Below are 21,306 nucleotides of genomic sequence, written 5' to 3' on the forward strand. Positions count from 1 at the left end.
GGCCGGGCTTGCAATGGACTTACTTGGCCTTCGGATCGGAGACGTCGACAGGCACCTCGAAACTGCCGGCCATGATCCTGGCCTTGAGCGCGTCGAGGTCGGTCTGGACCGCGGCGGGCACGTTGGCTTGCAAGTCGGCGTTGGGCACGACGGCCGAGCCGCCGTCCTTCATGGCGAACCAGCGCTTGTCTGTGTTGCCCTGATAAGACTTTCCTTCCGCCTTGTGCGCCCACCATTCGTCGACGATCCAGCTGACATCGGGATCCCACTGCGCCACGGCGCTGGACAGCACGGTCGACGGCGAGAACAATTTCTGGTCCTGGAAATTGCCGAAGCACAGGATCTTGGCTTCCTCGCACGGCTTGAAATTGCCGGTGAGCTGGAAGATCAGGTCGGCGCCCGTGGCGATCTGCGCCTTGGTGTATTCACCTGCCTTGGCCGGGTCGTACCAGGATTCGATGAAGGCGACGGTGCGCTCGACGGCTGGGTTTGCCGCCTTGGCACCAGCGAAGAAGGCATTGATCTCGTCGTTGACGTCATCGGCCGGGAAGGTTCCGACGGCGCCCAGCCTGTTCGACTTGGTCAGCTTTCCAGCGGCATATCCAAGCAGATAGGCCGGCTCGTGGACACGCTTGTAGACCCAGTACTGATTGCCGCCGAGCCCTTCATTGCCCGAGCCGACGACGACGAAGAGAATGTCGGGAAACTCTTCCCGCAGCTTCTTGACCTGGTCGGAATAGGTGCTGTGGGCCCAGATGACGTCATATTCGCCACTTTCGGCAAAAAGCCGCATGGCATCGCCGGCATCGTCGCCCCACAGCGGGTCGGTGTATTTCCAGGTGATGTCGAGCCCGTGCGGCTTGGCCACTTTTGCGCGTTCTAGCGCCTCGATCAACGTGCCGTCCCAGGCACTCTCGATGCCGGCCGACAGGATGACGGCGATGTTGAGCTTGTCAGGGTCGGCTGCCGCTGCGCGCTCGGGACTGCCTGTCATGGCTGATATGGCAAGCATCGCCAAGATCGCCAGCCTTCTCGCGAGATGTTTCAACATAGGATCGTACCTTTCCCTCTGGTGTTATTGTCCGGGTTCTATCCCGTCTGTTCTTGTTGGTTGGGCCGCCTCCTCCTCGAGCCGGCCTGGTCTCAATTGGTGACGTGCGCCTCCTCCGGCTCGGCCATCAACAGGTCGATATCCCTGGTCCACTCGGCCCGCCAGGCGCGCCTGGTGCTGTCGTCGAGCCAGGCCGCATCGAGAGAATTCAGCGCCAGCGCGGCAAGGCTCGCCCGGTCGAGCGACATGGTTTCGGCAAGCAGCCGGTATTCCTTGGCAAGGTCGGTCTGCAGCATGGGCGGGTCGTCGGTATCGACCACCAGCTTGAGACCGGCATCGAGCATGGTGCGGATCGGGTGGTCGGCGGCGGTAAGGTCGCGCCAATGTGTGAGGATGACTGTCGAGCTCGGGCAGACGGTGAAGGCGATGTCCTCGGCGATGCAGCGCGCGACGAGATCGGGATCTTCCATGACGCGGTAGCCATGGTCGATGCGCTCGACGCCGAGCAAGTCGAGCGCGTCACGCACATTGGCCGCAGGGCCGCCCTCGCCGGCATGGGCGGTCAGCCGCATGCCCGCCTTCTTCGCCTTGTCGTAGACCGGTTTGAACGGCGCCGGCGGAAACGGCTCCTCGTCATAGTCGAGGCCGATGCCGATGACCTTGTCGGAGCGGAACGGCAAAATCAGCTCGAGGAATTCGAGGCTGCGATCGAGGCTCAGCTCGCGATTGATCGCCGGAATGAGCCGCGACACCAGGCCGAAGTCGCGCTCGGCGTCGTCCATCGCCTGGAGGATGCCGGAAAACATGGTCTGGTAGCTGATGCCGGCATCCTGATGCACCTGCGGGCTGAAGAAGAATTCGGTGTAGCGGCCGCCGGCTTTGGCGACATGTTCCAGCGCCTCATAGGCAATCAGGTGGAAATCGTCTGCGTCGACGACGGAGCGCGCGACGAGATCATAGACGTCGAGGAAATCGACAAGATTGTCGTAGCGGTAGAGGTCCTCGACCTCGTCGAAATCAGGCAGCGCAACATTGTTCTTGTGCGCCAGCTTGAGGAAGGTCCGGGCGTTGACCGCACCGGCAAGATGCAGATGAAGCTCCGCCTTGGGCAGGGTCCGCACGAATTGTTCCAGTTGCATCATCTTTTCCTCGGTGGCTTTTCCTTTTCGGGCCAACAGCCCTCGCGCTTCGCTGCCTGGTCGACATTCAGTGCCGCATGGAAAACGTCCTTCCGGCCTAGAGATCGAGGATCAGCTCGGCGCTCAGGGCGCGCGAGCAGCACAGCGTCATGTGGTCGGCACGCTGCCTGTCGGTCAGAACGAGATCGCGATGGTCGGGCTCGCCCGACACCACCCGCGTCACGCAGGTGCCGCAGATGCCCTGTTCACACGACACCGGAATGTCGATGCCGTTGTCGGCCAGCACCTCGACGATGCTGCGCCCAGAGGCGACGTCGAAGCTGCGGCCGGTGCTCGCCAGCGTGATCCTGAACGGCTGGTCGGATTGCGCCTTTGGTGCCGCGTTGGCGAAATACTCGCGATGCACGGCATCCGCCGGCCAGCCTGGCTTGGCCCTGGAGACCACGGCGTCGAGAAACCCCGATGGACCGCAGGCGTAGAGATGCGCACCCGCAGGCCGATAGGCCAACAACCTGTCCAGGCTCAGCCGCTGCACCTCGGGGCCATCGTCGAGATGGAACCTGACCTTGCCGGCAAAAGCCGAGGCCTCGATCTCATCGCGAAAGGCGAGCCGGTCGGCGCTGCGGGCGCAATAATGGAACTCGAAATCCCGCCCCAGCGACGATAGCCGATAAGCCATGGCCAGGATCGGCGTGACGCCGATGCCGCCGGCCAGCAGCAGCGAAAACGGCGCGGTTTCATCGAGCTCGAAGGCGTTGCGCGGCCTGCTCGTGTCGATAAGGTCGCCGACGTTCAGCCTGTCGTGGACATAGGCCGAACCGCCGCGACCACCTGGCTCGCGCAGCACGCCGATCGCATAGCGGTGACGCTCGCGCGGATCGTTGCGAAGCGAATATTGACGCGTGAAGCCACCGGGCAGGAACAGATCGATGTGAGACCCTGCCGTAAAGGCCGGCAGGGGCGCGCCATCGGAGGCCGTGAGATCGATTGCGACGATGCCCTCGGCAGAAGTCCACTTGCGCGCGATCTTAAGCTTCAGCCTGGTGTCGGCCGGCGCTGCTGATGTAAGCCCGTTTCTTGGAAACGCCATGGTCAAGACGCCCTCCTCTCTTGCCGGGCTGTCCGGCCGTCATCCTGTCCCGCCCGGGTGCCAAGCCCGGTGTAGCGGTGGAAGCGGGTTGCGAGACGGATCGGCATCGATATTCCTGATATCTGCGGTTGCGACATTGTTCCGAGATCAACTCGCGATCGGCGCACCGAGGCCAAATCTGCGGACCAGCCCGCGGCGATATTCGAGCGACATGCGATCCGACGGCACATGGATCTCCTCGGTCAGATCGAGCGGCAGCTCCTCGGGATGCTGCTCCTCGACCATCGGCTTGTCCTCGTCGTTGATCAGCAGCGCATCCTTGACCCAGTAGTCGGTGTCGGGATTGCCCGAGGTGTCGGTCATCAGTTGGAAGATGCGCGTCTCGCGCGCCGAGACCGGGCAGACGGTGTCGGCGAAATAGACGACGTAGTCGGAGCCCTGCGGATCGATCTTGATCAGGGTGGAGAACGGATAGGTCAGCTCGTAGGTGTAGACCACGTCGCGCTCGTCGCCTTCGACGCCGTCGTCGAAGCGGTTGAAGCCTTCATGATAAGGCAGCTCGAAGCGCAGGCCATAGTCCGTCTGCTCGACGTCGTAAGGCGGGATCGGATCGGCCGTGCTGCCGCCGAAGCTCTGGGTGTGAACCCAGGGAAAATGGGCAACGTCGTTGAAGTTCTCGACATGCCGGCTTGCTGCCGCATACCAGGTGCCTTCGGGCACATAAACCTTGCGCAGGGCCGGGTTGGAAATGCCGTCCCACTCCGGCAGCCGCCAGATCGCCTCACCCTTCAGGCAGGTCCAGACGATGCCGTAGCGCTCGACCGAGGCGTAGGTTTCGAGGCGCAGCTTGGGAGGTATGCGCCCTTCGGAATTGGCGATCGACGGGATCTTCGAACAGGCGCCGTCATGACCGAAATGCAGCCCGTGCATCGGACAGACGATCTGGTCGTCAGCCATCCAGCCGGCGCTGATGCGGGTGCCGCGATGCGGGCACAGATCGCGCGCCACAGTGATTCCGGCGGATGTCTTGTAGATCACAAGGTCGACGTCGAGCAGCTTTGCCCGCACCGGCTTGTCGGCGATGTCGTGAACGAAGGCGATCGGATGCCAGAACGAGGCAAGGATATGCCAGTCGCTGGCGGCAAATGTGCAGCCACGCGGCAGCTCGTCTCTCGTCTTGGAATGGTCGGCGGGCAGAAACACGTTTTCCTCCAGAGGATGCGTCTTGCTGGCATGTCCAGGCGGCGTGACCGGCTCGCCCGTTGATGTCTGGAGTATTCCGCAGCCCCTGTTTTCACGGAATGCCTGCGTCGGCCGAAAACATATCTGACGTTAAGGCCACATTCTTCTTATCTTTGACGACGCATTGAGCCGTGTTAGGAAAACGCATGGCACGGCAAGCGAGGCCTTGGCTATGCGCGCATTCATCGACAATGGAAGAGGCTTCGCCTTCGGTGAGGCTATATATCCGGCAGGCGGCGTCTATGGCCCGCTCAAGGAGCGTTATGTGACCTTGCTGATCATCCATGAAGGCAAGGCAAAGGTCATCTGCGACGACGAGGAGACGGTGCTGGGTGCAAGAAGCTGCGGCTTCTTCCGCAACGAACGCGGCCTGTCCATGGAATATAGCGAGGGGCGGCACACCAGGGTGAGCTGGTGCGAGGGCTATGCCGGCGACGTCAGCGAGGCGCTTGCCTCGCGGCTGCGTTCGCTGCCGACCCGTATTCCCCTGCCACAGCGCATCGAGAGCATCCAGCGGCTCGGGGTGGAGCTCGGTGCCGGCTCGAGCTCCAACCTCAACCAGTTGCGCAATGCGCTGGGAGAGTCGATCTTTCTTGCCTATTTCCATGAAGCGCAGATGTCCGAGCAGGAGCGGCAGACGCCGCGTTCGGTTCTGCGCGCCCGCTTCTATATCGACGAGAACTACGAGAAGGAGATCACGGTCGACCGCCTCGCCGCGCTCGTCGGCGTCACGCCGCAGCATCTGGTTTCGTCGTTCCGCAAGCATATCGGCGTCACGCCGGTGCGCTATCTCTGGCAGGTCAGGGCCTCGCGCGGCCACTTCCTGCTGCTGCAGACCGGCCTGCCGATCTCCGACATCGCCTATCAGTGCGGCTACAAGAACCCGTTCCACTTCTCCAGGCAGATATCCGAACAGTTCGGCCTGTCGCCGCGCCAGGTGCGCGAAAACAAGGGCTACCGCATGGCAAGCGACGTCGCCGAAGGCGCCGGCGACACGGCCTATGGCATGGCGCTTTCAGACAAGACGGTGCTGCAGCCCGAGGCGTCAGCGACGATGACGCCAATCGAGGACCCGAGCGACCCCACGGGTGCACGGGAGGTCTAACCGACCGCCGCGCCGGCGCCGGCCACCGGGCAAACAGGTCCAGCCAGGCGATGACTTCCCGTGGTGGACGTCATCTGGAGCGCGGGAAAGACCGACGGACCCGGATCACGGCCGGCGCAGGCGGGCCTGCCTGGCGATGTCCGGCCGCAGTCCGGATCTGGCGGCAGCCCGACTGGTCGCGAGATAGGAACGGCTAGCTTCTGAGTTGGCTGGGAAGGCTGCCAAAATGCTCCTTGAAGCTCTTCGAGAAGTAGGACGGCGAGGCAAAGCCACAGGCAATGGCAATTTCGGTCACCGGCATTTCGGTGAGCTCCAACAGCTGCCGGGCCCGCCCGAGGCGCAGCTTGATGTAGTATTGGCGCGGCGTCGTCGACAGCAGTCTCTCGAACAGGCGCTCGACCTGGCGGCGTGACAATGACGCCCAGCGGGCGATGTCGATCAGCGGCAGTGGATCCTCGATGTTGCGCTCCATCAGCTGGATGATCTGGAGCAGCTTGCGTCCGGTGGCGCCATGGCGGAGGCCCGGCGGGGCCGACTGACAGCTTGCGCCGTCGCGCCAGCGGTCGGCGGTCAGGTGCTGGCAGATGGTTCGGGCAATCTCGATGCCGCAATGTTGCTGGATGAGATCGATCGCCAGGTCGAAGGCAGCGAAATCGCCGGCACAGGTGACGACCTGGCGATCGCGTATGAACAGGGCGTCATCGATTTCGATGTCGTGGAAGCGCTCGGCGAAAGCCGCCATCTTGTTCCAGTGGATGGTACAGCGCTTGTCACCGAGCAGCCCGGCATCGGCCAGCAGCCAACTGGCGGTGCCCATGGCATAGACGGGCACCCGACGCCTGGCGGCATGGCGCAGCATGCTCCTCAGATGTGGACCGCCCTGCCCCTCCACCTCCTGCCCGGCGCAAATCAGCAGCGCCGGCGGCCGATCAGACTGGACGGCGACCCCGTCGAAGCATCCTTGAACACCAATTGAAATGCCGCTGGCACTCACCACCGGCAAGCCATCGAGACTTGTAAGCCGCCACGTGAACGGCGACCTGCCGGACAAGCTGTTGGCGAGATTGAGCGGTTCGGTCAGCGCTGCGAGCGACAATTGCGAGAACCCGACCAACAGCAGGATTTCCATGTCGACCCCATCGCCTGGCTCAGGCACGAGACCGGAGAGTGGGCTGCTCGCCGGCCTGAAATCCGTTTGCTTGCAGGGCGCGTTCATCGCTTGCTCCTCCTGGCTGCCCCTCTCTTGCTTCGTCAGTTCGCCCGCCGGCGTCGAAACTCCTCAAGCCACGACAGCGATTTCTCCCACCCGCCGAAGGGAAAGATGTGCAGGAAGGTCTGCGCACCGCAGTTTGATGCCAGGCCAGCCTCGATGGCCTCGATTAGGTCGCCGGGGTCCTTGTCGGCAAGTACGTTGAACAGCCCGACGCCGGAGCGGCGAAGAGCTGCCAGCGATGGCCCGACACCGCACATCATGGCGAACTTGATCAGCTTGGTCAGCGACGTGACGCCGGCCACTCCGAGATGGACCGGAATGCCCGGGTAGGCGCGATGCAGATCGTTTGTCCAGGCCGCCATCATCGCCCCGTCGAAGGCGAATTGCGAGACGATGCGCGGAGCAAGGTCGCGGTCATGGCAGATGGCGATCTTGCGCAGCAGCGCATGGGCGAGCGCGCTCCGGCCGATTGCGGGATGGCCCTCAGGGTAACCGCCGATGAAGGCCGTCCGGATCGTGCTGTCGGCGATGACGGGATGGGCAAGCAGGTCGGCAGCATCCTCAAGCGGCCCGTTGGCGGCAAGCGGGTTGCCGCCGACAAACAAGGCCTCGGTGACGCCGTTGCGGCTATGGGCGCCGACGAGGTCGACGAACTCCTTCGGTGACGCGAAATGCCTCGCCCCGAAATGCGGCACGGGCACGAAACCTGCCTGCCTGAGCTGCCTCGCCGCCTCGACCTGCAAGGCCAGAGGCTTGCCTTCGAGATGGGTCAGGAAGACACGTGAGCCCTCGGGAAAAGCCGTTTCGAGCGGCAGGAATCCCGCGGCCTGCGCCGGCGCCAGCTCGAGTGACACGCCCTCGGCGACAAGGTTCGGCGAATTCTCGGGTGAAAGGCGATGCTTGGGTTCGGGCATTTCGGATCTCCGGGCAAAGAGGGAGCAAGCGCCGGCTTGGGGGCCGCGGCGGGGACTGTGAAGGCGCAGGAGGTTCAGCCCGGGATCAGGGCGGGGAGAAGTCGTAGGCGCATTTCGGCCGGGCCGGCGCAACGCCCGTCCACATCTCGCCGGCCATGTCGGAGGTGTTGCTCATGACCTGCTGTAGCTTTCGCCAAGTGCTGCCGGCTGTCGGCTCTTTCCCCTGGCCATGACGATGATGGCGATGGAGATGACGTAGGGCAGCGCCAGCAGCAACTGGTAGGGAACCGCCGCACCGATCGCCTGGCTGTGGGTCGCCACGGACTCCAGGAAGGAGAAGGCAAGCACGGCTGATGTTACCCGAAGCGGATGCCAGTTGCCGGCGATCAGCGCGACGACGACGAGCCAGCCACGGCCGGCGGAAAGCTCGGGAACGAAACGGTCGGAAAAGCCGAGCATCAGGAATGCGCCGCCAAGGCCGGTCAAGGCACTGCCGAAGATGGTCGCGGCATATTGCCGGGCCACGACGTTGAGCCCCATCGTGTCGAGTGCCGCCGGGTTCTCGCCCAGCGCCCGGAGTTCAAGCCCGGTCCTGGTACGGTACAGGAATGCCCAGACGACGGGCACCAGCGCGAAGGCGGCGTAGGTCAGAAGGCGCTGGTCGAACAGCACGGAGCCGATGACGGGGATATCCGAGAGATAGGGAATCGGCACGGTGCCGATGCTGTCGAAGGTCGGCTGCGCCTTGCCCTTCACGAAGCTGCGGAACCAGAACAGGGTGAGCCCGCTGGCGAGCAGGTTGATGCCCAGCCCGGTGATGAAATGATCGACCCGGAGCGTGACACTGAGGAAAGCGGTGATGGCCCCCAGCACCATGGCAGCTGAGATCGCCAATGCGAATGCGGTGAGGTGATCGCCGCTGACGGCGTAGGCGATGTAGGCGATGAAGGCACCGGTCAGCATGGTGCCCTCGACGCCGACGTTCCAGATGCCGGCGCGCTGGGTGACCAGCTCGCCCATGGCCGACAACAGCAGCGGCGTGGCGATGCGGATGGTCGCCGCGAGCAGGCTGACGAAGATGGCTTCCTGAAACAGTCCGCTCATTTGGCCGAGCTCCATGTGAGGCGGTAGCGGGCCAGTGCCGTGCCGCAAAGGACGAAGAGAAGGATGGTGCCCTGCATCGCCTGGATCAGGGAATCCGGGACGCCGCTCTGGATGCGCATGTCGACGGCGCCCGAGGACAGGCCGCCGAACAGGATGGCGACCGCCACGGTTCCGGCCGGCCGCAGGCCGCCGACCATGGCAACGATGATGCCGCCATAGCCGAGGCCGAAGAGATAGTCGGCCTTCAGCCGATGCTGGACGCCGAGCAGCTCCACGCCACCCGCAAGCCCGGCAAGCGCACCGGACAACAGCATGGTGACCAGCACGATGCGCGGCACATCCATGCCCATGAAGCGCAAGGCGGTCTGGTTGGCGCCGAGCGCCCGCATGTCATATCCCGATGACGTGCGTTCGAGCAGGAGATGGACGGCAATCGCAGCCAGAAGCGCAATCAGGATGCCGGCATGCAATGGTCCGGCCAGATGCGGCAGCCAGGCCGTCTGCGCCAGCAGCGGCGTCTGGTGGTAGGCGACCGTGGTGCCCGCTTCCGTCCATGGTCCGCCCGACAGCAGAAAGGACAGCAGATAGACGATGATGTAGTTCAGCATCACCGTCGAGAAAATCTCGTTGACCTCGTAGCGGTTGCGCAGAAGCGCTGCGATGCCGGACATCGTCGCGCCGCCGAGCATGGCGCCGGCAATCGCCAGCGGCCCGACGACAACAAGCGGCGCATCGGCCAGCGACGACGCGACCCAATAGGCCCCCATCGCGCCGGCATAGACCTGGCCTTCCTGGCCGATGCTCCAGATCCGGGCGCGGAAGACGACGACAGCGGCGAGCCCGGTGAGGATCAGCGGCGTGGCGGCGACGAGCGTGCGCAGCATGGCGCGCTGGCTGCCAAGGGCGCCGCGAAAAAGCGCCTCGAAGGCGGTCGTCACGTCGGCCGAGGACAGTTTCAGCAACATTGCGGTGGCGACGAAACCCGCCAGTATCGCCAGGCCATACGAAGCGCCCTGCCAGAGCAGGCTGGAACCATGGCGTTGTTCGAGCTTAATGTGCATGGGCGTCTCCTCCCGAAACTGCCTGGCCGGCCATCATCAGGCCGAGATGCTGCGGAGTGGTGCCTGAAGGGTCGACCACGCCGACGATCTTGCCGCGGTGGATCACGGCGATGCGGTCGCAGAGGGTCATCAGGTCGTCGAGCTCTTCCGAAGCCAGGAGGATGCCGAACCCCTCGGCCTTCTTGGCCAGAAGCTGGCGGTAGACATAGTCGATGACGCCGATGTCGAGGCCGCGCGTCGGCTGGTTGGCAAGCAGCAGCGACGTGCTGCGCTGCAGCTCGCGCGCCAGGATCACCTTCTGCGCATTGCCGCCGGACAGGCGGTCGACACGAGTGCCGCTGTCCCTCGCCGCGACGCGGTACTCGGACATGCTGTCGGCGGCAAAGGAACTGATCGCCTTGCGGTCGAGGAACGGCCCCTTGCGAAAGGCGCAGTCGTGGTGCCTGCCGAGCACGATGTTGTCGGCGATGGTGAAGCTGCCGATCAGCCCCTGCAGATAGCGGTCGTCAGGAATATGGCCGACACCGAGATCGATGACGTCCCTTGTCGATCCCGCAGTTACGTCCTTGCCGTCGATGCTGATGCGCCCGGCCTCGAGCGGACGCACCCTCATGATGGTCTCGAACAGCTCGCGCTGGCCGTTGCCGGCAACACCGGCGAGGCCGACGATCTCGTGCGCGCGCACCTGGATGCTCAATCCGTCGAGGACGCGGTGGCCGCGCTCGCCATTGACGTAGACGTCGCTCAGATCGAGCACGATCTCGCCCGGCGTCTCCCTGTTGTGGTCGTAGGACGGCGAAACCTTGCGTCCGACCATCAGCACCGAAAGTTCTTCAGGAGATGTCTCGGCGGTCTTGAGGGATGCGACCAGCTTGCCGGCGCGCAGGACGGTGACACGGTCCGAACGCATCACCTCGCGCAGCTTGTGGGAGATCAGCACGATCGCCATGCCGGCGTCGCGCATGCGCTCCAGTGCCGCCATCAGGCGGTCGGATTCCTGTGGCGTCAGAACCGCCGTCGGTTCGTCGAGGATCAGGACCCGCACGCCCAGGAACAGAACCTTGATGATCTCGACCCACTGCTGCAGGCCGACCGGCAGTTCCTCGACGATGGCGTCAGGAGAAAGCGCGACGCCGTAGTCGGCGCACAAAGCTGCCAGCCGCCGCCGCGCTGCCCTGGTGTCCAGGAACAGCCCCCGGCCGCCGGCACCAACCAGAATGTTTTCGATGACGCTCAGCCGTCCAACGAGCTTGAAATGCTGGTGGATCATGCCGATGCCGAGGCGCAGCGCTTCGGCCGGCGAACGCAGCCGCATCGGCCTGCCGTCGATGGCGAGCGCGCCGCTATCGGGCTGGACATAGCCGTAAAGGCAACCGGACAGCGTGGATTTGCCGGCGCCGTTCTCGCCGAACAGGCAATGGATCTCGCCGGCATGTATGTCGAGCGACACGTCGTCCAGCGCAACGACGTCGCCATATCTCTTGCTCAATCCGCTGGCCTGCAACGCAACAGTCATTTGCCTAGAACTCCTCCGGCGCATCAGTGCAGTTCGTCGCGCCCCGCCGGTCTCCTCACCGGCGGGGCGCCCCAGGTCCGCCTATTGCGAAACCGGCAAGGCAGTATCGAGCGGCACCTTGAAGATGCCGTCGCGAATGGATTTCTCGGTTTCGGCAACCTTCGCCTTGACCTCGGCCGGCACCTTGGCGTCGAGCGCGTGGTAGGGCGCAAGCGTCACGCCGCCTTCGGCCATGGAAAACCAGCGCGGCTCGGCATTGCCCTTGTAGGGCGCGCCCATGGTGGCGTGGTTCCACCATTCGTCGATCACCCAGTTGATGTCGGGATCCCAGAGGGCCACCGCGCTGGTCATCACGTTCTCAGGCGCGAAGTAGTTCTCGTCGGCCTTGCTGCCGAAGCAATAGATCTTGTTGAGCTTGCAGGCTTCGAAATTGCCGGTGAGCTGGAGGATGCCGTCGACGCCGGTCGCCACCTGGGCATTGGTGTATTCGGCCGCCTTGCCAGGGTCGTACCAGGACTCGACGAAAGCGACGCGCTGCTTGATGTCGGCGTGCATCTGCCGCGCACCGGCAAAGAACGCATTGATCTCGTCATTGATGTCGTCGCCGGGGAAAGTACCGACCACCCCGAGCGATCCCGACTTGCTCATGCCGCCGGCAAGCATGCCGCCGAGGTAGGATGCCTCGTGGACACGCTTGTAGATCCAGTACTGGTTGCCGCCCAGAGGCTGGTTGCCCGAGCCGACGACGGCGAAAGCCATGTCGGGGAATTCGTCCTTCACCTTGGCGACCTGATCCGAATAGGGCCCGTGTCCCCAGATGATCTGGTAGTCGCCGGACTCGGCATAGATGCGCATCGCTTCTGCGGCGTCGTCGTCGAACACCGGGTCGCCGACGGTCCATTCAACGTCGAGGCCGTGCGGCCGTGCGGCCTTCACCCGTTCGAGCGCCGCGATCAGGCTGCTCTGCCACGACGACTCGACGCCGCCGGTCAGCACCAGCGCGATCTTCACCTTTGTCGGCTCATCGGCGAAGGCCGGGCCGGTTGCGATGGCGCAGACCGCAGTGACCGCCGCAATTGTTGCTTTGCGAAGCATAGACATTTCCAAGGTTCCTCCCTTTGTCGTTCGCGGCCGGGCCCGTTCTGGGCTCCGGCCGAACTGTGCAGGCTCAGGCGGAGCGCTTCAGCGCGGTGAACGGCGTGGCCACCTGGCGGGTCGACACCAGCCCGAGCACGCGCCCGGTCTCGTCGGTCCATTCAACCTGGATGTCGTTGCGCCCGACCTCGATCAGCTCCGCGCCGAGGCAGGCAAAGCCGATGATGGCGCCAACCGTCGGGCTCCAGGTGACGCTGGTGGCGCGGCCGACGACGCGTCCCTCGTGGACAAGCTTCATCGCCTGCCAGCGGACACGCGGGCACAGATTCGGCGAGGCGTTGGCGCGGCGATAGAGCGCGTAGATCTCGTCGGTGTCGAAGACCAGTCCGGTAAAGCCGTTGGCGGCGTGACCATTGGCCCCCTGCACTTCAAGCGCTGCCTTGCCGACGAAGTCGGCCTTGCCGAGATCGACGAGGCGTTCAAGCCCAAGCTCGCCTGGCGTGACCAGGTTCTCGCCGTCGAGAACGCCATGGGCGAACTGCAACTGTGGGCCTGCGCCGGTGTAGTCGGCGCGGATCAGGATGATGCCGGCCTCGACACGGGCGATGTCGGCGGCGTATTCGCCCGCCGGCACGATGCCGAAATCCTGCCCTGCCCGGCGCACCGCTGCCCAGACCGCGGCGCCATCCTCGCGGTTCAGCCAGATCTCGTAGCCAAGTTCGCCGGTGAAGCCCTGCCTGACCACGTCGACCTCGGCACCGCCGATGATCGCCTTGCGGATGCGGGAGAAGCGGAATTTGTCCCAGCTCTCGCCGGTCGCCTTTTCCAGCGTCAGCGTCGAATTCGGCCCCTGCAGCGACAGGATGCCGACCTCGTCGGTCACATCGCGGATCGTGACGTCGAAACCCTTTGCATGGCGCTCGCACCATTCGACGGCCGAGTCACCCGACAGGCGATAGACATTCTCGGCGATGCGCAGCACCAGCCCGTCGGAGACGACGTGCCCGCTCTCGGCGCAGAGCGGCGTGTAGATGGCATGACCGATCTCCATGCTGGCGACCGAGCGGGTAATCAGCCGATCGAGCAAGGCAGCAGCACCGGCGCCGGCAATCTCGGCCTTGGGCAGCGGCGACATGTCGATCATCGCGCCCGTCGTGCGGATCGCCCGGATCTCCTCCTCGACGCCGCTGAACATGTCCGGCACGAGGTAGCGGTCCCATGCGTACCACCAGCGCGTCGCATTGTTCGCACTCGAATGGCTGTGAAACGGGGTACCCTTGAATTCCATGGTGGCTCCTGCCCTCTGTGGTCCGTTCATTGGCCGGACGATATGAAAGCGGGGGCTGACCGTGAATGACTTTGAGACCTAGAAACATGTCTCTATGTCAGATAACCTTGGGCCAGAGAGCCATCACCGCCAGCGATTTCAGACCGGGAGGCTTGCATGAGTTCGATCGTTTTCGCCGGCGGGCAGACCTTCTCGTTCGGTGAGGAAACTTACGAAAACGGCGGCTTCTTCGGTCCGATGAAGCTCGCCTATCTGCAGATCCTTGCCGTGTTCGAGGGCCAGGCCAAGGTCGGCAGCGATGATGGGGACTTCGAGGTCAATGCCGGCGAAGCGGCGCTGATCCTCAATCGCACGCCGATTTCCTTCCTCTATCCACGCGACAGGCACACACGCGTCGCCTGGTGCGAAACTGCGCCGTCGGCGGTCTCGAGCCTGATCATGAAATCCTGGCGCAGCGGACCCGACATCGTGCCGCTCGACAACCGCATCCACCAGCTGATGCTGCTCGGCGTGGAACTTGGGGGATCATCGCGCAGCGGCGTCAACGAGGTGCGCAACACCATCGGTCAGGCGCTTTGCAGCTCCTTCACCCTTGCCGTGCAGGACAAGGAAAAGCTCGGCGCCCTGCCCGATGTCGTGCAGCGCGCCAGAGCCTTTGTCGACGCCAATTTCAAGACCCAGATCACCGTAGCCGATGTCGCTGAAGCGGCCATCGTCAGCCGCCAGCACCTGACCTTGCTGTTCGTCAGGCATATGGGGCTGACCCCTGCCCGCTACATCTGGCATGTCAGGGCCTCGCAGGGCGCTGCCATGCTGATGAACAGCGGCACGCCGATCGCTCGGATCGCCTATGAATGCGGCTACCAGGACCCGTTCCATTTCTCGCGCCATATCCGCAAGGCTTTCGGCCAGACACCGCGCGAGCTCAGGAGCGGCAAGGGTTTCCGCATGTCGTCGCTCGACGCCGAGGAGATGGAGAGCACCAGCTTCTGACCTTGTATGGCACGCTCTGCGCGCCTGCTGATTGTGCCCGGCTGGCCGATCTTACTTCTAGACATGTATTCATGCCTTCCCGGCATGTCACACGGACAGGCGATCACCTAGCGTACAAAAGCCGCGCCTAATAAGCCCAGACAAACAGGTGGCGTCCCGAACCCGCCCTGCACCTCCCTCGCCACGTCGCGGGGGTCGAACCCTTCGTTCGGGTTGCACCAGGCGAGGACCGGAGGTGCGGTGCCGGCTGCTGCAGCCGGCCCGACAACCAAAACGAGGGGACTGGAATGCGATTGAACAGACTTGCGCCCGCGCTTGCCGGCGCCACCCTTCTGGCTGCCTCCAGCACGTCAGCTGCACTGGCCGTCGATGCCGAAAGCGTTGACTATGTCCGTGTCTGCGACGTTTACGGCACCGGCTTCTACCACATTCCCGGCACCGAGACCTGCCTCAGGGTCGGCGGCTACCTCCGCCTTGAAACCGGCTTCGGTCCGCTGTTCGGCGTCGATGTCGACAGTGATGGCGACCGCGACACCTATTACACACTCGCCCGTTTCCAGTTGCAGGCCGACGCGCGAGCCGAAACCGAGTTCGGCACGTTCCGGACCTATGCCTACATCAATTTCCAGCACAAGCGCGACGCCGCCGACGCCGTGCAGAGCGCCGAAATCGAGATGGCGATGATCGAGCTCGGCGGTTTCTTCGCCGGCGTCAACGATTCCTTGTTCATCACCCAGACCTATTATGCCGGCGGAGTCTCCAACGACGCCATCGTCGGCTACGGCCCGTTCACCACCACCACGCTCGGCTACAAATGGGCCGGCTCCAACGGGCTGTCGCTGGCGCTTGCGCTCGAAGGCGGCTGGAACGGCGACGTCATCGACAGCTACATGCCGCGCGTCGTGCTCGGCGGCGGCTACGCCAGGGACTGGGGCGGCATCACCGCGGTTGTCGGCTACGATTCCGTCACCGAGGAATGGGCCGGCAAGCTCAGGCTCGACGTAACCGTCAACGACAGAATCTCTCTCTGGGCGATGGCCGGCGCCAAGACCGACGACAGCGACCCCTACTCCCAGTTCTACGGCGTCTGGGGCGGGCGCTGGGCCGTCTGGGGCGGCGGCGCGGCCAAGCTAACCGACAAGGCGACCTTCAACCTGCAGCTCGGCTACGACGCACAGGAGAATTTCGCCGCCGTCGCCAACATCGCCTGGAAGGTGGTCGACGGCCTGACCGTCTCGCCCGAGATTGGCTATTACGACAATTTCGACATGCCCGACGCCGACGCCATCGGCGGTTTTGTCCGCATGCAGGCCGACTTCTGACGGCAGCATCGTCCCAGGCTGTCTCTCACGGCGTCCGGTTCCTGCACCGGACGCCGTTTTCGTTCAGTCCCTGGAGAGCGGTCTGCCGGCCTTGCTGACGGATATGCCAGGCTCCAGACGTTGCGTCTCTCCTGTCGCCGCAGCTTGAAGCTGCCGGTCCGCTGCCGGCCTGCAGGCAAATACTAAGGCATGTACCTTATTTTCCTTGACCGGCGTTTTCGGTTCGATTACTAAGGCACATGCCTTACCATTCAACGCCACTCGATCTTGCCTTTCACGCGCTCAGCGACCCAACCCGCCGTGCGGTGGTGTCGCGGCTGGCCGCGGGCGAAGTGCCGGTCAGCGCCCTGGCCGAACCTTTCGACATGGCGCTGCCCTCCTTCGCGCAGCATCTCAAGGTGCTGGAAGAGTGCGGGCTGATCGTCAGCGAAAAGCGCGGGCGCAGCCGCTGGTGCCGGCTGGTGCCACAGCGCTTCGACGAGGCGGCGGACTGGATGGAAGCGGAGCGCCGGCGCTGGGCCGAGCGCCTGGATCGGCTGGAAACCTATCTGGACAAGACGGAAGGATGATGAAGAACATGGAAAAGCTGTTTGAAACCTGGTCGCTCGACCGCGAAATCGTGCTGGTCAAGCTGCTCAACCACCCGCGCGAAAAGGTCTTTGCCGCCTGGATGGACCCCAAGGCGCTGGCCCAATGGTACGGGCCGGCCGGCCTCGCCATCGAGAGCCACGAGGCCGATATCCGCGAGGGCGGGCTCTGGCGCTTCGACATGGTCGGCGTCTTCGAGGGCAAGCAGCAGCGCTTCCCCAACCTGATGCGCTTCCTGGAGATCGTGCCGAACGAGCGCATCGTGATGGACTACGGTACGCCCGCTTCAGAGGACCCCGAGCGTTTCCGCGTCACGGTGACCTTCGACGAACAGAGCGACGGCAAGACCGTGCTGACCATGCGCCAGCTCCACCCCAGCGCCAAGCGGCGTCAGGAGGTCATCGGCTTCGGCGCGGTCGAATACGGGCTGCAGACGCTGGACGGCCTCGCCGCCTGGCTGGACCGCTAGGCCTTTGACGGCGCGGTGCATCTGTCGACGACGGTGAGCCCGCCTCGTCATTCGTGTGCGGCGATCACCTCGAGAAAGGCGGGGCCATAGCGGTCGAGCTTGGCTTCGCCGACACCGGGCACGCTGGCCATCTCAGCGCGTGAGGCCGGCCTGGCTGCGGCCAGCTCGATCAACGTCTTGTCGTGGAAGATGACATAGGGCGGCACGTTCTGGGCCCGCGCGATCTCGGTGCGCTTCCGCCTGAGCGCCTGGAACAGGTCCTGGTCCGCATCGCTGACGGCAGCCTGGGCCGCACCGCGCGCGACCTTGCCGCGCCTGGCGCGCACTGGAGCCGGCACGCGCAGCATCAGCGTTGGCTTGTCGCGCAGGAATTCGCGGCCGGCTGATGCAATCGACAGGCCGCCATGGCCGGAAAGGTCGACGTCGACGAGGCGCAGCGCGATCAGCTGGCGCAGGATCGCCCGCCAGGTGCGGTTGTCATGTTCGGTGCCGATGCCGAAGGTGGAAATCCTGTCATGGCCGAACTGGGCGATGCGCTCGTTGTCGACGCCCAGAAGCACGTCGACGACATAGGCCTGTCCGAAACGCTCGCCGGTGCGGTAGATGCATGACAGCGCCTTTTGCGCCGAAATGGCGCCGTCGAACAATTTCGGCGGCTCGGCACAGGTGTCGCAATTGCCGCACGGTTCGCACTCGTCGCCGAAATAGGACAGCAAAACCTGCCGCCGGCAGCTTGCCGTCTCGGCCAGGCCCAATAGCGCATCGAGCTTCTGCCGCTCCATGCGCTTGCGCTGGTCGGGTGCATCAGACTCCTCGATGAAGCGGCTGCGCAGCGCGATATCGTCATAGCCATAGAGCATCAGCGTCTCGGACGGCAGGCCGTCGCGGCCGGCGCGACCGGTCTCCTGATAATAGGCCTCGATGCTGCCGGGCAGGTCGATATGGGCGACGAAGCGCACATCCGGCTTGTCGATGCCCATGCCGAAGGCGACGGTGGCGACCATGATCACCGCCTCGCCATGCTGGAAGCGCATCTGGTTGGCCTCGCGCGCCGCCTTGTCCATGCCGGCGTGATAGGCCAGCGCATCATAACCGAGGCCCTTGAGCCAGGCGGCGGTTTCTTCGGTCCGGCGTTTCGACAGGCAATAGACGATGCCGCTCTCGCCCTCGTAGCGCTTGAGGAACTCCTTGAGCTGGGCGCGCGGATTGTCCTTTTCCTCGATGGCGTAGCGGATGTTGGGCCGGTCGAAACCGGCGATGAAGGCGTCTAGCTCGTCGATTTCGAGATGCGACAGGATTTCCGCGCGCGTCGGCTCGTCGGCGGTGGCGGTCAGCGCCATGCGCGGGGTGCCGGCAAAGCGCGAGACGATCGCGTCGAGCTGGCGATAAGAGGGACGGAAGTCGTGCCCCCACTGCGACAGGCAGTGCGCCTCGTCGATGGCGATCAGCGACAGCTTCACGCTCTCCAGCAGCTCCAGCACATCGGGCCGCAGCAAGGTTTCAGGCGAGACATAAAGCAGGTCGAGCGCACCGGAACGGATATCGCGCCACAGCGCGCGGCGGTCGTCGGGCGACAGGTCGGAGTTCAGCCCGGCCGCCCGCACCCCTGCCTGCCTGAGCGCTGTCACCTGATCGGCCATCAGCGCCAGCAGCGGCGACACGACGAGCCCCATGCCGGGACGGACGATCGCGGGAATCTGATAGCAGAGCGACTTGCCGCCGCCCGTCGGCATCAGCACGAAGGCATTGTTGCCGGCGATGACATGCTCGACGATCCGCGCCTGCGGTCCCCTGAACGCATCATAGCCGTAGACGGTCTTGAGGATGTCGAGAGCGGTGGCGGTCATCGGGCAGCACGGAGAATCATCTTGACCTCGTTCATAGCAGCTTCGCCGCCCTGACGATCATCGCTGCGCCTTTTTGTCGGTCTGCCTGTTGGTGGTGTCCTCAACCTGTCCATCTGTACCGCAGGGCAAGCCGCCACCCCAGGCACCGGCCTTTTCCCCCGGTTCCCATTCCTTCCTGGAATACCGTTAGTCCCAGTCGCTATGCGTGATGCACCCTCGATGCTGATAGCGTGTCCCCACTCTCAACCGATCGACCCAACTGATCGACCCAAACTGATCGACAAAGTCCGATGCCATCGCTTCACAAACTGATCGTCCTGAAGAGGATCTTCGCCGAATTGCTCGGCGCGTGCATGCGCGAACGGTATCACCCGGAACGGCACTATATGCGCGGCCCCGGCCCCGCCACGCTGAGCAAGGCGATGTCCGCCGACATGCGGCTTCGAGGTGGTCCGCGACAAGCCGAGCAGGCCTAGCAGCCTTAAATAGCGGGCTTCCAGCCGAACCCCGAGCAGCCATTTCATGAGAAGTATCGCGGGTGGGCATTTATCTCCCGATTGCTGAGATGTCGGTCAATGTGTTCGTGCTCCTGGCGATGGGTGCGGCGGTCGGCTTTCTGTCTGGTATGTTCGGGGTCGGCGGCGGTTTCCTGATCACGCCGCTTCTGATCTTCTACAACATCCCGCCTGCCATCGCTGTCGCCACCGGCGCCAACCAGGTCATCGCCTCGTCCTTCTCCGGCGCGCTCGCCCATCTCAAGCGCGGCACGCTCGACTTCAAGCTCGGCACGGTGCTTTTGATCGGCGGTATCGCCGGCTCGGCGGCCGGCGGCTTCGTCTTTGCGCTGCTGCGCGCCATAGGCCAGCTCGACCTGTTCATCTCTTTGCTCTACGTCGTCTTCTTGGGCACCGTCGGCGGGCTGATGCTGATCGAAAGCGTCAATGCGCTGCGGCTCACCAAGGGCGGCGTGCCGCCGGCCCTGAAGAAGTCGGGCCAGCACAACTGGATCCACCGCCTGCCCTTCAAGATGCGCTTCCGCACCTCGAAGCTGTTCGTCTCGGTCATCCCGGTGCTCGGCATCGGCGCCGGTATCGGCTTCCTCTCCGCCATCATGGGCGTCGGCGGCGGCTTCATCATGGTGCCGGCGCTGATCTATCTGCTCAAGGTGCCGACCAACGTCGTCGTCGGCACCTCGCTGTTCCAGATCGTCGTCGTCTCGGCCTTCACCACCTTGGTGCACTCCTCGACCAACCAGACCGTCGACATCATCCTGGCGCTGGTCCTGATGGTCGGCGGCGTTGCCGGCGCCCAATACGGCGCCAAGGCCGGCCAGAAGCTGCGCGGCGAACAGCTGCGCGCGCTGCTCGCACTGCTGGTGCTGGCGGTTGCCTTGCGCCTCGGCTTCGACCTGTTCGTCAAGCCGCAGAACCTCTATTCGCTGACCGGCGTGAGCGGGCTGTTGTGATGCGGGTCGCGGCATGTCTCGCAGCCCTGATGCTCGCGGCAGCGGGGCCAGTGCGCGCCCAGGAGCCGGCGCATCCCGAAAGCATCCAGATCGGGCTTTCGACCGACCGCGTCGCCATCACCGCCGACTTCGCCGGTGCCGACCTCACCATCTTCGGGGCGCTCGAAAACGCCGACCCGCTGATCAACCGCCAGGGCCGCTACGACGTCTATGTCGTGCTCGAGGGTCCGGCGCGGCCGGTGGTGGTGCGGCGCAAGAGCCGCGTGCTCGGCATGTGGATCAACACCCAGTCCGAGACCTTCGTCAACGTGCCGATGTCCTATTCGGTGGCGACCACCCGCCAGCCGCAGGACATCACCGATCCCAACAACTACCGCCAGCTCTCACTGGGCGCCAACAACATCTACATGGAGCCCGAGGACAAGCGCGACAGCCCGCTGACCATCCAGGAGTTCACCGAGGCGCTGCGCGAGCGCAAGCTGGCGACCGGGCTCTACTCCGACAATATCGGCGGCGTGCAGTTCCTGTCGCAGAGCCTGTTCCGCGCCACGCTGCACCTTGCCCCCAACGTGCCGGTCGGCACCCACAAGGCGCGTGCCTTCCTGTTTCGCAACGGCATCTTCATCAAGGAAACCTCGGCCCAGCTGGCCATCGTCAAGTCGGGCTTCGAGCAGACCATCTTTCGCTTCGCCACCGACCACGGCTTCGGCTACGGCCTCTTTGCCATCGGGCTGGCCATGCTCACAGGTTGGCTCGGCAGGATCATCTTCAGGAAGGATTGACGGGGGCACATGTCGGGCGCCG

The 21,306-nt window shown here is 64.3% G+C and carries 20 protein-coding genes; 8 read left to right on the plus strand and 12 right to left on the minus strand.

The window, feature by feature from the left end:
- Positions 1 to 19: 19 nt before the first annotated feature.
- From H5P29_RS21290 to H5P29_RS21305, 4 genes are all read right to left on the minus strand, one after another.
- Positions 20 to 1,051, minus strand: a complete 1,032-nt coding sequence (locus tag H5P29_RS21290) for a BMP family protein (protein WP_154385597.1) — start codon at positions 1,049 to 1,051, stop codon at positions 20 to 22.
- Between the two features lie 92 nt (positions 1,052 to 1,143).
- Positions 1,144 to 2,193 carry an adenosine deaminase gene (add, locus tag H5P29_RS21295; protein ID WP_083948611.1) on the minus strand — a complete coding sequence of 350 codons (1,050 nt, stop codon included), beginning with the start codon at positions 2,191 to 2,193 and terminating at the stop codon, positions 1,144 to 1,146.
- 94 nt (positions 2,194 to 2,287) lie between these two features.
- Positions 2,288 to 3,280, minus strand: coding sequence for a PDR/VanB family oxidoreductase (locus tag H5P29_RS21300; protein ID WP_067963077.1), 993 nt, complete (start codon positions 3,278 to 3,280; stop codon positions 2,288 to 2,290).
- Between the two features lie 147 nt (positions 3,281 to 3,427).
- Positions 3,428 to 4,483 carry an aromatic ring-hydroxylating dioxygenase subunit alpha gene (locus H5P29_RS21305; RefSeq protein ID WP_067963080.1) on the minus strand — a complete coding sequence of 352 codons (1,056 nt, stop codon included), beginning with the start codon at positions 4,481 to 4,483 and terminating at the stop codon, positions 3,428 to 3,430.
- Positions 4,484 to 4,694: 211 nt separating this feature from the next.
- Between H5P29_RS21305 and H5P29_RS21310 the strand changes: the two genes are divergently transcribed.
- Positions 4,695 to 5,627, plus strand: coding sequence for a helix-turn-helix domain-containing protein (locus tag H5P29_RS21310; protein ID WP_067963084.1), 933 nt, complete (start codon positions 4,695 to 4,697; stop codon positions 5,625 to 5,627).
- 193 nt (positions 5,628 to 5,820) lie between these two features.
- Here H5P29_RS21310 and H5P29_RS21315 read toward each other — a convergent pair whose 3' ends face one another.
- The 7 genes from H5P29_RS21315 to H5P29_RS21345 all read right to left on the minus strand — a co-directional run bounded on the left by H5P29_RS21315 (position 5,821) and on the right by H5P29_RS21345 (position 13,818).
- Complete coding sequence (locus tag H5P29_RS21315) at positions 5,821 to 6,843, minus strand: GlxA family transcriptional regulator (protein WP_067963086.1); 1,023 nt, start codon at positions 6,841 to 6,843, stop codon at positions 5,821 to 5,823.
- 35 nt (positions 6,844 to 6,878) lie between these two features.
- Complete coding sequence (locus tag H5P29_RS21320; RefSeq protein WP_154385599.1) at positions 6,879 to 7,754, minus strand: methylenetetrahydrofolate reductase; 876 nt, start codon at positions 7,752 to 7,754, stop codon at positions 6,879 to 6,881.
- A gap of 171 nt (positions 7,755 to 7,925) precedes the next feature.
- Positions 7,926 to 8,858, minus strand: a complete 933-nt coding sequence (locus H5P29_RS21325) for an ABC transporter permease (protein ID WP_154385600.1) — start codon at positions 8,856 to 8,858, stop codon at positions 7,926 to 7,928.
- Positions 8,855 to 9,919 (minus strand): ABC transporter permease, encoded by a 1,065-nt coding sequence (locus H5P29_RS21330; RefSeq protein WP_067963092.1) that lies wholly within the window; start codon positions 9,917 to 9,919, stop codon positions 8,855 to 8,857. The genes H5P29_RS21325 and H5P29_RS21330 overlap by 4 nt, the downstream gene beginning before the upstream one ends.
- A complete protein-coding gene (locus tag H5P29_RS21335; RefSeq protein ID WP_154385601.1) occupies positions 9,909 to 11,435 on the minus strand; it encodes an ABC transporter ATP-binding protein in 1,527 nt (508 codons plus the stop codon). Before H5P29_RS21335 ends, H5P29_RS21330 begins: the two co-directional genes overlap by 11 nt.
- Positions 11,436 to 11,516: 81 nt before the next feature.
- Positions 11,517 to 12,530 (minus strand): BMP family protein, encoded by a 1,014-nt coding sequence (locus H5P29_RS21340; RefSeq protein ID WP_246670792.1) that lies wholly within the window; start codon positions 12,528 to 12,530, stop codon positions 11,517 to 11,519.
- 73 nt (positions 12,531 to 12,603) lie between these two features.
- Positions 12,604 to 13,818, minus strand: a complete 1,215-nt coding sequence (locus H5P29_RS21345) for an aminomethyltransferase family protein (RefSeq protein WP_185910157.1) — start codon at positions 13,816 to 13,818, stop codon at positions 12,604 to 12,606.
- Between the two features lie 156 nt (positions 13,819 to 13,974).
- Here H5P29_RS21345 and H5P29_RS21350 point away from each other — a divergent pair, with 156 nt between their 5' ends.
- The 4 genes from H5P29_RS21350 (at position 13,975) to H5P29_RS21365 (ending at position 17,190) form a co-directional block, all read left to right on the plus strand.
- Positions 13,975 to 14,811, plus strand: coding sequence for a helix-turn-helix transcriptional regulator (locus H5P29_RS21350; RefSeq protein ID WP_154385604.1), 837 nt, complete (start codon positions 13,975 to 13,977; stop codon positions 14,809 to 14,811).
- Between the two features lie 287 nt (positions 14,812 to 15,098).
- Entirely contained in the window at positions 15,099 to 16,133 is a 1,035-nt protein-coding gene (locus H5P29_RS21355; RefSeq protein ID WP_154385605.1) for a porin, read from the plus strand.
- Between the two features lie 239 nt (positions 16,134 to 16,372).
- Positions 16,373 to 16,702: a helix-turn-helix transcriptional regulator gene (locus tag H5P29_RS21360; protein WP_115732507.1), complete on the plus strand. Its 330-nt coding sequence runs from the start codon at positions 16,373 to 16,375 to the stop codon at positions 16,700 to 16,702.
- Positions 16,702 to 17,190 carry an SRPBCC family protein gene (locus H5P29_RS21365; protein WP_185910415.1) on the plus strand — a complete coding sequence of 163 codons (489 nt, stop codon included), beginning with the start codon at positions 16,702 to 16,704 and terminating at the stop codon, positions 17,188 to 17,190. Before H5P29_RS21360 ends, H5P29_RS21365 begins: the two co-directional genes overlap by 1 nt.
- Before the next feature lie 47 nt (positions 17,191 to 17,237).
- Here H5P29_RS21365 and recQ read toward each other — a convergent pair whose 3' ends face one another.
- Complete coding sequence (recQ, locus tag H5P29_RS21370) at positions 17,238 to 19,037, minus strand: DNA helicase RecQ (RefSeq protein ID WP_154385607.1); 1,800 nt, start codon at positions 19,035 to 19,037, stop codon at positions 17,238 to 17,240.
- Positions 19,038 to 19,327: 290 nt separating this feature from the next.
- Here recQ and H5P29_RS21375 point away from each other — a divergent pair, with 290 nt between their 5' ends.
- From H5P29_RS21375 to H5P29_RS21385, 3 genes are all read left to right on the plus strand, one after another.
- A complete protein-coding gene (locus H5P29_RS21375; RefSeq protein ID WP_067963113.1) occupies positions 19,328 to 19,513 on the plus strand; it encodes a hypothetical protein in 186 nt (61 codons plus the stop codon).
- Positions 19,514 to 19,575: 62 nt separating this feature from the next.
- Positions 19,576 to 20,502 carry a sulfite exporter TauE/SafE family protein gene (locus H5P29_RS21380; RefSeq protein ID WP_067963116.1) on the plus strand — a complete coding sequence of 309 codons (927 nt, stop codon included), beginning with the start codon at positions 19,576 to 19,578 and terminating at the stop codon, positions 20,500 to 20,502.
- Complete coding sequence (locus H5P29_RS21385; protein WP_067963119.1) at positions 20,502 to 21,284, plus strand: TIGR02186 family protein; 783 nt, start codon at positions 20,502 to 20,504, stop codon at positions 21,282 to 21,284. Before H5P29_RS21380 ends, H5P29_RS21385 begins: the two co-directional genes overlap by 1 nt.
- Positions 21,285 to 21,306 lie beyond the last annotated feature (22 nt).

This window comes from Aminobacter sp. MDW-2, from assembly GCF_014250155.1.
Lineage (GTDB): Bacteria > Pseudomonadota > Alphaproteobacteria > Rhizobiales > Rhizobiaceae > Aminobacter > Aminobacter ciceronei.

Bases quoted from the DNA above. Each gene is read 5' to 3' on its own strand.
- H5P29_RS21375 (WP_067963113.1), top strand. From the start codon at position 19,328: ATGCCATCGCTTCACAAACTGATCGTCCTGAAGAGGATCTTCGCCGAA.
- H5P29_RS21365 (WP_185910415.1), top strand. From the start codon at position 16,702: ATGAAGAACATGGAAAAGCTGTTTGAAACCTGGTCGCTCGACCGCGAA.
- H5P29_RS21330 (WP_067963092.1), bottom strand. From the start codon at position 9,919: ATGCACATTAAGCTCGAACAACGCCATGGTTCCAGCCTGCTCTGGCAG.
- H5P29_RS21355 (WP_154385605.1), top strand. From the start codon at position 15,099: ATGCGATTGAACAGACTTGCGCCCGCGCTTGCCGGCGCCACCCTTCTG.
- add (WP_083948611.1), bottom strand. From the start codon at position 2,193: ATGATGCAACTGGAACAATTCGTGCGGACCCTGCCCAAGGCGGAGCTT.
- H5P29_RS21300 (WP_067963077.1), bottom strand. From the start codon at position 3,280: ATGGCGTTTCCAAGAAACGGGCTTACATCAGCAGCGCCGGCCGACACC.
- H5P29_RS21385 (WP_067963119.1), top strand. From the start codon at position 20,502: ATGCGGGTCGCGGCATGTCTCGCAGCCCTGATGCTCGCGGCAGCGGGG.
- H5P29_RS21360 (WP_115732507.1), top strand. From the start codon at position 16,373: ATGCCTTACCATTCAACGCCACTCGATCTTGCCTTTCACGCGCTCAGC.
- H5P29_RS21340 (WP_246670792.1), bottom strand. From the start codon at position 12,530: ATGCTTCGCAAAGCAACAATTGCGGCGGTCACTGCGGTCTGCGCCATC.
- H5P29_RS21345 (WP_185910157.1), bottom strand. From the start codon at position 13,818: ATGGAATTCAAGGGTACCCCGTTTCACAGCCATTCGAGTGCGAACAAT.
- H5P29_RS21325 (WP_154385600.1), bottom strand. From the start codon at position 8,858: ATGAGCGGACTGTTTCAGGAAGCCATCTTCGTCAGCCTGCTCGCGGCG.
- recQ (WP_154385607.1), bottom strand. From the start codon at position 19,037: ATGACCGCCACCGCTCTCGACATCCTCAAGACCGTCTACGGCTATGAT.
- H5P29_RS21290 (WP_154385597.1), bottom strand. From the start codon at position 1,051: ATGTTGAAACATCTCGCGAGAAGGCTGGCGATCTTGGCGATGCTTGCC.
- H5P29_RS21350 (WP_154385604.1), top strand. From the start codon at position 13,975: ATGAGTTCGATCGTTTTCGCCGGCGGGCAGACCTTCTCGTTCGGTGAG.
- H5P29_RS21310 (WP_067963084.1), top strand. From the start codon at position 4,695: ATGCGCGCATTCATCGACAATGGAAGAGGCTTCGCCTTCGGTGAGGCT.
- H5P29_RS21320 (WP_154385599.1), bottom strand. From the start codon at position 7,754: ATGCCCGAACCCAAGCATCGCCTTTCACCCGAGAATTCGCCGAACCTT.
- H5P29_RS21335 (WP_154385601.1), bottom strand. From the start codon at position 11,435: ATGACTGTTGCGTTGCAGGCCAGCGGATTGAGCAAGAGATATGGCGAC.
- H5P29_RS21315 (WP_067963086.1), bottom strand. From the start codon at position 6,843: ATGAACGCGCCCTGCAAGCAAACGGATTTCAGGCCGGCGAGCAGCCCA.